Genomic DNA, 9,523 nt, shown 5'->3' with positions numbered 1-9,523 from the left:
CCATCCCGAACTCAGCAGTGAAACGATGCATCGCCGATGGTAGTGTGGGGTTTCCCCATGTGAGAGTAGGTCATCGTCAAGATTAAATTCCGAAACCCCTATCTGCGTACGCAGGTAGGGGTTTTGTTTTTTCGCCTGAGAATTACTCGGACGGCACACCTACGGTAACCTTTCCCTTAGCGGCCATCGGCCGTATCAGCTCCTGATAATGCTAAGGTTCCCCCTTACAGCACTCGCATCCAGGGACTTCTTTATGCCGCAAGCACGCTCACTCACGCCGGGTTTCATGGTGGTACATGGCAACCGTCTGGATGAGTTACGCAGCCTGGTGGTGAGCTGGATGCGGCGATACCCCCTGAGGGTGCTGGAGAACGAAATTGCGTTGGTGCAGAGCAACGGTATCGCCCAGTGGTTGAAGCTGGCACTGGCTGAAGACCCAGAGGATGACGATCAGGGCGGCTGCGGTATCGCAGCGGCAATTGATGTTCAGCTCCCCGGCAGTTTCATGTGGCAGCTATACCGCATGGTGTTGGGACGCTATGAAATTCCGCAAACTTCCCTCCTGGACAAGGCACCTCTGACCTGGCGTTTGATGCGCCTGTTGCCTCAAGTGATCGGGCAACCGCATTTCGAGCCATTGCAGCGTTTTCTCACCAACGACAGTGATCTGCGCAAGCGTTACCAGCTGTCCGAACGGTTGGCTGACCTGTTCGACCAATATCAGGTCTACCGGGCCGATTGGTTGGAAGACTGGGCAGCCGGTCGCCACCAAATGCAAAATGGGCGTGGCCAAGCCAAGCCATTACTTCCAGCCAACATCTGGCAAGCCGAGCTGTGGCGTGCGCTGTTGCTGGATGTCGGCGTTCAAGACATGGCTCAGAGCCGAGCCGGTGTTCACCAGCGCTTTATCGAGCGTATCAATACTCTGACCGAGGCACCTGTCGGCTTGCCGTCGAGAGTCATCGTATTCGGGATTTCGTCACTGCCCGCCCAAGCGCTGGAGGCACTCGCGGGCCTGGCTCGATTCAGTCAGGTACTACTGTGTGTGCATAATCCTTGCCGCCATCACTGGGCCGATATCGTTGCCGACAAGGATTTGCTGCGTCACCAGTACAAACGCCAGTCCCGTAAGCAAGGCACGCCGGCACTGATCGACGCCACGACCCTTCATCAGCATGCCCATCCCTTATTGGCAGCCTGGGGCAAGCAAGGGCGGGACTACATCAACCTGTTGGACAGCTACGACGACCCCAGCAGCTACCGTTCTGCATTTCGTGACGGGCGGATCGATCTTTTCAGTGAAAGCGAGCCGCATAACCTGCTCAACCAATTGCAGGACGATATCCTTGAGTTGCGCCCATTGGGCGAAACCCGCGAACTATGGCCGGCAGTCGACCCAAGGAAAGACCGCTCGGTACGGTTCCATATCGCCCATAGCGCTCAACGGGAAGTCGAGATCCTGCACGATCAGCTGCTCGCACGCTTCAACGCGGAACCAGCGCTACGGCCACGCGATGTGATTGTGATGGTGCCTCAGATCGACGCTTACGCACCGCATATCCGCGCTGTCTTCGGGCAGATCGAACGAGACGATCGCCGCTTCATTCCTTTCACCCTCACCGACCAGGGCCAGCGTGGCCGTGATCCATTGTTGATTGCACTGGAGCACTTGCTGAAACTGCCGGACAGCCGTTTTCCCGTCAGTGAAATTCTTGATCTACTCGACGTCCCCGCCATTCGGAGCCGCTTCGGCATCCACGAGCGTGACCTGCCCACCCTGCATCGCTGGATAGAGGGCGCTGGTATTCGCTGGGGATTGAATGCCGAACAACGTGCAGGCCTGGGGCTGCCGCAGGGGCTTGAGCAGAACAGCTGGCGTTTCGGGTTACGCCGCATGTTGCTCGGCTATGCAGTAGGTACCGGTGAAAGCTGCGACAGCATTGAGCCCTATGACGAAATTGGCGGTCTCGATGCAGCCCTCATCGGCCCACTGGTGTCCTTGATGGATGCGCTTGAAGTGGCGCATCACGAGCTTCAACTGCCAGCAACACCTGTTCACTGGGGCCAACGATTGCAGGCATTGATGCAATTGTTCTTTCTCGCCGACAGCGAGCATGACGACTACTTGTTGCTACAGCTCGAAGACCTGCGTGAAGACTGGCTGCAAACCTGTGAGGCGGTGGGCCTGAACGATCCGTTACCGCTGACAGTCGTGCGCGAAGCCTGGCTAGCCGGCCTCGACCAGGGACGCCTGTCGCAACGCTTCCTGGCGGGAGCAGTCAATTTCTGCACACTGATGCCGATGCGTGCGATTCCGTTCAAAGTGGTTTGCTTGCTCGGCATGAACGATGGCGATTACCCGCGTGCGCAGCCGCCGCTGGACTTCGACCTGATGGGCAGTGACTACCGCCCCGGTGACCGCTCTCGCCGTGAGGATGACCGCTACTTGCTGCTCGAAGCCCTGCTTTCGGCACGCGACCAGCTGTACATCAGTTGGGTTGGCCGCAGTATTCGCGACAACAGTGAGCGTCCTGCATCGGTATTGGTAGGTCAGCTACGCGATCATTTGGCCGGTGGTTGGCAGTTGGTAAATGCGCGAGCTGAAGCCAAGGAATCTGCCGGGGAACAGTTGCTTCGCGCGCTGACGGTCGAACATCCCCTGCAACCGTTCAGTGCCCGTTATTTCCATCAGGACAGCGGCCTGATCAGCTATGCCAGCGAATGGCAGGTTCTGCACGCTGAGCAATCTCCCCAGCCCCTTGTGACGCCCCTCGAACCTTACGAAGCTGAAGAGCCACTGTCCTTGAATCAGCTTCAGGACTTTTTGCGGCATCCGGTCCGGCATTTTTTCAGTCAACGACTGAAAGTTTTTTTTGAGTCGGTCGAGGCACCCCTGGCCGATGAAGAACCGTTCGAACTGGATGCACTTCAACGCTACGGATTGAGCGAACGCTTGCTGGGAGCTGCCTTGGCGCAACCGCAGGACAGTGAGGGGGCATTGAAAGCCCAGGCATTGCACCTGCAAGGTAGCGGCCTGTTGCCCATGGCCGGATTTGGCGAGTGCCTGCAAGCGGAGCTGATCGAACCATTGCCGGATCTACTGGCTCGCTATCAACAGCTGCTGACCCTTTGGCCGACCCGCGTGGACAGCGCCCTGGCAATCAGTTTCCAGCACGGTGAGCTTGCCCTGGAAGGGTGGTTGGGTGGCCTGCACCAATGCGAGGATGGTGGTCTGTTGAGCGTGGTCACCGTCCCCAATGCCATTGGCTCGGCTCGATCGCGCAAGTGGCACCGGCTCACTTCCACATGGGTCATCCACCTGGCAGCCTGCGCCATGGCGCTACCCTTGACCAGCGCATTGGTGGCCAGCGACGACACCTTGTTATTGGACCCGCTTGAACCGAACGAGGCCCGGGAAACGCTGAGCAACCTGTTGCTGGCCCGCCAGGCAGGCATGAACGCGCCGCTGCCCGTTGCGGTCAAGACGGCATTTGCCTGGTTAGGCCAGATTGATCCGAACAAAGCGCTGGCCGCAGCCAGTAAGGCCTATGACGGTGACGGGCAGAACACTGCCGGCGAGCGTAGCGAAAATACCGCGCTGCTACGCCAGTTCCCGGATTTCGCCGCGCTGATTGAAACCGAAGAATTCGAAGGCTGGTGTGAGAGTCTGTACCGCCCGCTGTTCCAGGCCCCCTGGCAATCTCTGAGTGCCGAGGAGGCCCGTTCATGACGTCAACCACCAACAAACCGTTGGCCCTGGCATTCCCCCTCCACGGCAGCCAGTTGATTGAAGCCAGTGCCGGTACCGGCAAGACGTTCACCATTTCTGCGCTCTACCTGCGCCTTGTGCTGGGCCATGGCGGCGCCAACGGCTTTGGCCGAGAGTTGCTGCCGCCGCAGATTCTTGTGGTGACATTCACCGATGCCGCGACCAAGGAACTGCGTGAGCGTATTCGCAGCCGCCTGGCGGAAGCAGCGCGCTATTTTCGTGACGAGATAGATGCGCCTGATTCACTGATCGCCGAGTTGCGCGATGAATTCGCACCCGAGCATCACGCTGGCTGTGCCAGCCGCCTGGATGTCGCAGCACAGTGGATGGATGAGGCTGCCGTCTCGACCATTCACAGTTGGTGCCAGCGCATGCTGCGCGAACACGCCTTCGACAGCGGCAGCCTGTTCACCCAGACACTGGAAACCGACCACAGCGATTTGCTCGGTGAAGTGCTGCGCGATTACTGGCGGCGCTTTTGCTACGGACTCGAAGGCGAGTCGCTGAACTGGGTAAGGGCCAATTGGGTCAGCCCGGCAGCACTGTTGCCGCGGGTCAGGGCGCTGTTCGGTAAACAGCAACCGGTGGCCCTGGAGCAAGAACCCGGTGAATTGATTGCCGCTGCATTGCGGGATCGTGCCGAGGTATTGCAGGCGCTCAAGGCGCCATGGGCACAATGGGCGATTGAACTGCGTGAGCTCTGTCATGAAGGGTTGCGCAGCAAGTCGGTGGATGGTCGCAAGATGCAGGCGCGCTATTTCGAGCCGTGGTGCGAAAAGCTGAGCACCTGGGCACAGGATCCCGTCGAGCAGGATCTGGACCTGGGCACCGGCTTCACCCGTTTGACTCCGCAAGGCATGGCTGAGGCGTGGAAAGGGGAACCGCCCCGGCACCCGGCACTGGATGCCATGCTTACCTTGCCCGAGCGTTTGCAGGCCCTCCCGACTCCGGATGCCGCGGTACTTGAGCATGCCGCACGCTGGGTAGGTGCACGTTTCGAAGAAGAGAAACGCCGCCGGGCCGAAATGGGGTTTGACGACATGTTGGTGCGTCTTGACTTCGCGCTTCAGGGTGAGGGTGGCGAACGGCTTGCGACGCTTATCCGTGAGCAATTCCCGGTCGCCCTGATCGACGAATTCCAGGACACCGACCCCGTGCAGTACCGGATTTTCGAGCGTATCTATCATATTCAGGACAACGACTCCGGCACTGGCCTGTTCCTGATTGGCGACCCAAAGCAGGCGATCTACGCGTTCCGTGGCGCCGATATCCACACCTACCTGCAAGCACGTCAGTCGACGCATGGGCGTTTGCATACCCTCGGCACCAACTTCCGCTCCAGTCACGCCATGGTCGAAGCCGTGAACCATGTGTTCGCACAAGCGGAAATCCGCGAACAAGGGCGGGGGGCATTCTTGTTTCGACAAGGGCCGGACAACCCGGTGCCCTTTGTGTCAGTCAAGGCACAAGGCCGCAAGGAAGTATTGGAGGTCGATGGCCAACCGCTGGCTGCTTTGAACCTCTGGCAGCTGACGAGCGAAGACCCGTTGTCCGGCACCATTTACCGTCAGCATGTGGCTGCCAGTTGTGCCAGCGAGATTGTGAGTTTGCTGAACGGTGGGCAGCAGGGCCGCGCCGGCTTTTTACGCCCAGACGGAGTATTCACGGGTGTATTGCCATCGGATATCGCCATTCTGGTACGCGATGGCAAAGAGGCTCAGGTCGTGCGCGCAGAGCTGGCATCCCGCGGTGTGCGCAGTGTTTACCTGTCCGACAAGGACTCGGTATTCTCGGCCCAGGAAGCCCATGACCTGCTGGCCTGGCTCAAGGCTTGCGCAGAACCGGATGCCGAACGCTTGCTCAAGGGCGCACTGGCCAGCATTACCCTCGACCTCCCCCTCACTGAGTTGGAGCGCTTGAACCAGGACGAGCGCGTCTGGGAACAACGGGTCATGCAGTTTCGCAACTACAGGCTGATCTGGCGCAGCCAGGGCGTGCTGCCGATGTTGCGGCGCCTGCTGCACGACTTCGCCTTGCCCAAGGCGTTGATGCAGCGCAGCGATGGCGAGCGCGTCTTGACCAACCTGCTGCACCTTTGCGAACTCCTGCAACAGGCTGCCACCGAACTGGACGGCGAGCAGGCCTTGATTCGGCATTTGAGCGAGCACCTGACGCTCTCCGGGCAGGCGGGCGAAGAGCAGATCCTGCGCCTGGAAAGTGATGAACAGCTGGTCAAGGTCGTGACGATCCACAAGTCCAAGGGGCTGGAATATCCCTTGGTGTTCCTGCCCTTCATCTGTTCGTTCAAGCCGGTGGATGGAAAGCGATTGCCACTGAGCTGGCATGACGAACAGGGCCGGTTGTCGATGACCCTGACTCCCACCCACGAGCAGATCGAGCTGGCCGACGATGAGCGCCTCGCCGAAGACTTGCGCTTGCTCTACGTCGCCCTGACCCGTGCACGGCATGCTTGCTGGCTGGGGGTGGCCGACCTCAAGCGCGGCAGCAACAAGGCGTCGGTTTTGCACCAATCGGCGCTGGGTTATTTACTTGGCGGGGGCACCGCACTGAGCGATTCCACAGCGTTGACCGGATGGTTGCAGGCACTGGAGCAAGGCAGCCCGGCGATCGAGCACCGGGCACTGCCATCGGCCAATGCTCAACCCTATACCCCCCCACGCAACGAATCGCAGCTGCTACCGGCGCGTCAGCCGAAACGCCGCGCGGCCGAAAACTGGTGGATCGCCTCCTATAGTGCACTGCGGATTGGCGAAGACATCGCCCCCGGCAGTGATCAGGCTCCGGACAGTGCTTTGGCGCAAAAGCTCTTCGACGATGAGCGCCCCGACCCACAGGCGCTGCGTGAGGTCGCGCCCACTGCGGGCGATATCCATCACTTTCCGCGTGGGCCGAATCCGGGGACCTTCCTCCACGGCCTGCTGGAGTGGGCAGGTCAGGAAGGCTTCGAGCGTATCGCAGCGGACCCTCAAAGCATTGCTGATGCAGTCGCTCGCCGCTGCAACCGGCGCGGCTGGCAAGGTTGGATTCCGACACTGACGGCTTGGCTGGGTGACGTGCTCAGCACCTCGCTGCAACTGGCAGACAACGACGAGCCTGTAGCACTCGGCCGATTGAGCCAGTACCAGATTGAAATGGAGTTCTGGTTTGCCAGCCACCATGTCGATGTTTCTCGTCTGGATGCGCTGGTGCGCGAGCACACCCATCAGGGTGTTGCCCGAGCAGCGGCTGAAAGCATGCAGCTGAACGGTATGTTCAAGGGCTTTATCGACCTTGCCTTCGAGCACAACGGTCGTTACTACGTGCTGGATTACAAATCCAACTGGCTAGGTCCTGATGAATCAGCCTACAGCGAGCTGGCCATGGAGTCCGTGATCCTGGACAGCCGCTACGACTTGCAATACGTGCTCTACCTTCTGGCGCTGCATCGCCAGCTCAAGGCCCGGTTGCCGGGCTATGACTACGACCAACATGTCGGCGGCGCGGTCTTTGTCTTTATGCGCGGCATTCGTGCGGCCTCTCACGGCGTTTATTTCGCCCGTCCTTCGCGTGAGCTCATCGAACAGCTGGACCTGCTCTTCAGCGGAGGGGCTCGCGCGCCGCAACTGGATCTGTTTGGAGGGGAGCTGGTATGAGCCGCACGTTTGCCGATTTGTTGCCGATACCACTGGATGCCGAGTCGCTGAGTGCCTTGTCACCGCTCTCGAATGGGCAGGACTTGCTGAGCCTGCTTGACCGTTGGGTCGAGCGTGGTTGGCTCAGGGCGCTGGACCGCGCCTTTGTCGCCTTCCTTGCCGAGCGCGATCCGGCGGGCGATTCACTGGTGCTGCTGGCTGCCGCGCTGACCAGCCATCAACTGGGTCACGGCCACGTTTGCCTGGACCTGGGTGAAACCCTCGCCGAGCCGGACTTCGCCTTGTCCCTTCCACCCGAGGGCGATGCATTGGCCGGCCCACTGTTGCTGCCTTCTCAGCTACTCGAAAGCCTGGATACTGAAACCTGGCGTCGAACCCTGGCCAGCAGTTCGCTGGTGGCGCTTTCCAGTGACGACAGCCCTGCCGCACGTCAGCGCCCACTGGTGCTGGCACAAACACGCTTGTACCTGCGCCGCTACTGGTCATTCGAACGGCGTATCGACAGCGCCTTGCGGGCCCGGCTCAACAGCAGCGAAGCCCCTCCAGCCGAGTTGCCCGAACGCCTGGATGCATTGTTCGACACCGCGCAAACGCAGGTCGACTGGCAGAAACTTGCGTGTGCCTTGGCCACCCGGCGTGCCTTCAGCATCATTACGGGCGGGCCCGGTACCGGTAAAACCACCACGGTGGTGCGCTTACTGGCCCTGCTTCAAGGACCGGCAGTCGAGGTCGGCACACCGCTGCGGATTCGCCTTGCCGCACCGACCGGCAAGGCCGCTGCGCGCCTGACCGAATCCATCAGCCAGCAGGTGCAGGGACTGACGGTTGCCTCGGCCGTCCGCGACAAAATCCCCACCGAAGTCACCACCGTGCACCGCTTGCTCGGCAGCCGGCCGGGAACCCGGCATTTTCGCCATCATGCGGCCAACCCGTTGCCGCTGGATGTACTGGTGATCGACGAAGCTTCGATGATCGACCTTGAGATGATGGCCAACCTGCTGGACGCCTTACCTGCCCATGCGCGCCTGGTGCTGCTGGGTGACAAGGACCAGCTGGCGTCGGTCGAGGCCGGCGCCGTGCTGGGTGATTTGTGCCGTGATGCAGAAGTCGGCCGCTATAGTCCGCAGACTCGTGCATGGCTGGAGCAGGTGAGCGGCGAAAGCCTCGCGCAAAGCGGTCTGGAGGAGGGAAGTGACGACAAGCATCCCTTGGCCCAGCAGGTTGTCATGCTGCGTCACTCCCGCCGCTTCGGGCAGGGCAGCGGAATCGGCCAGTTGGCCCGATTGGTCAACCAGCAAGCGGCCGGGGAGGCGCGGGCATTGCTCGTCGAAGGCAGCCACACCGATCTGTTCAACCTGTCACTGCGCGGTGAAAAGGACCGCGCGCTGGATCGCTTGCTGCTGCAAGGGTTAGGGCGTGGCACCGAAGGCGGGCAAGGTTATCGTCATTACCTGAGTGTGCTGAAGGAAGGTCGACCGCCCGCTCAACTTCATTATGAAGACAGCCGCTGGAGTGATTGGGCGCGCTCGGTGTTGCAGGCCTTCGAGTCCTTTCAGTTGCTCTGCGCCGTGCGCAAGGGGCCTTGGGGTGTGGAGGGCTTGAACCAGCGTGTGACCCAGGTGCTCTTCGCAGCGCGGCTGATCGATGGCGATCAGCAGTGGTACGAAGGCCGTCCGGTGCTGATGACCCGCAACGACTATAGTCTGGGTTTGATGAACGGTGATATTGGCATTGCCTTGCGTCTCCCCGACGGCGAGGGTGCTGAGCGGCACGTCTTGCGGGTGGCGTTTCCGCGTAACGATGGCAAGGGCGGAGTGCGCTTTGTATTGCCCAGCCGTCTGAGCGATGTGGAGACCGTCTTTGCAATGACGGTGCACAAATCCCAGGGCTCGGAATTTGCGCACACGGCATTGATCCTGCCCGATGCCTTGAACCCGGTGCTGACCAAAGAGTTGATCTACACCGGCATTACCCGTGCCAAACACTGGTTCAGCTTGATCGAGCCACGCAGCGGTGTGTTCGAGGAAGCCGTGCGGCGCAAGGTCAAACGTCTCAGTGGCTTGATGCTGGAACAGCTCTGACCTGCTCAAGCCTGCAACTG

The 9,523-nt window shown here is 60.5% G+C and carries 3 protein-coding genes; all 3 read left to right on the top strand.

Features of this window, described 5'->3' with window-relative positions; translation table 11 throughout:
* Nucleotides 1-253: 253 nt before the first annotated feature.
* From recC to recD, 3 genes are read left to right on the top strand one after another with little or no spacing between them, the layout of a single operon-like run.
* Nucleotides 254-3,730 carry an exodeoxyribonuclease V subunit gamma gene (recC, locus tag GUY40_RS16690; RefSeq protein WP_166570011.1) on the top strand — a complete coding sequence of 1,159 codons (3,477 nt, stop codon included), beginning with the start codon at nucleotides 254-256 and terminating at the stop codon, nucleotides 3,728-3,730.
* Nucleotides 3,727-7,422: an exodeoxyribonuclease V subunit beta gene (gene recB / locus GUY40_RS16685; protein WP_166570010.1), complete on the top strand. Its 3,696-nt coding sequence runs from the start codon at nucleotides 3,727-3,729 to the stop codon at nucleotides 7,420-7,422. The genes recC and recB overlap by 4 nt, the downstream gene beginning before the upstream one ends.
* A complete protein-coding gene (gene recD, locus GUY40_RS16680) occupies nucleotides 7,419-9,503 on the top strand; it encodes an exodeoxyribonuclease V subunit alpha (protein ID WP_166570009.1) in 2,085 nt (694 codons plus the stop codon). The genes recB and recD overlap by 4 nt, the downstream gene beginning before the upstream one ends.
* Nucleotides 9,504-9,523 lie beyond the last annotated feature (20 nt).

Origin of the sequence: Pseudomonas sp. R5(2019) (genome assembly GCF_009905435.1) — a bacterium.
Taxonomy (GTDB): domain Bacteria; phylum Pseudomonadota; class Gammaproteobacteria; order Pseudomonadales; family Pseudomonadaceae; genus Aquipseudomonas.
This window is presented reverse-complemented; position numbering and strand designations above follow the sequence as displayed.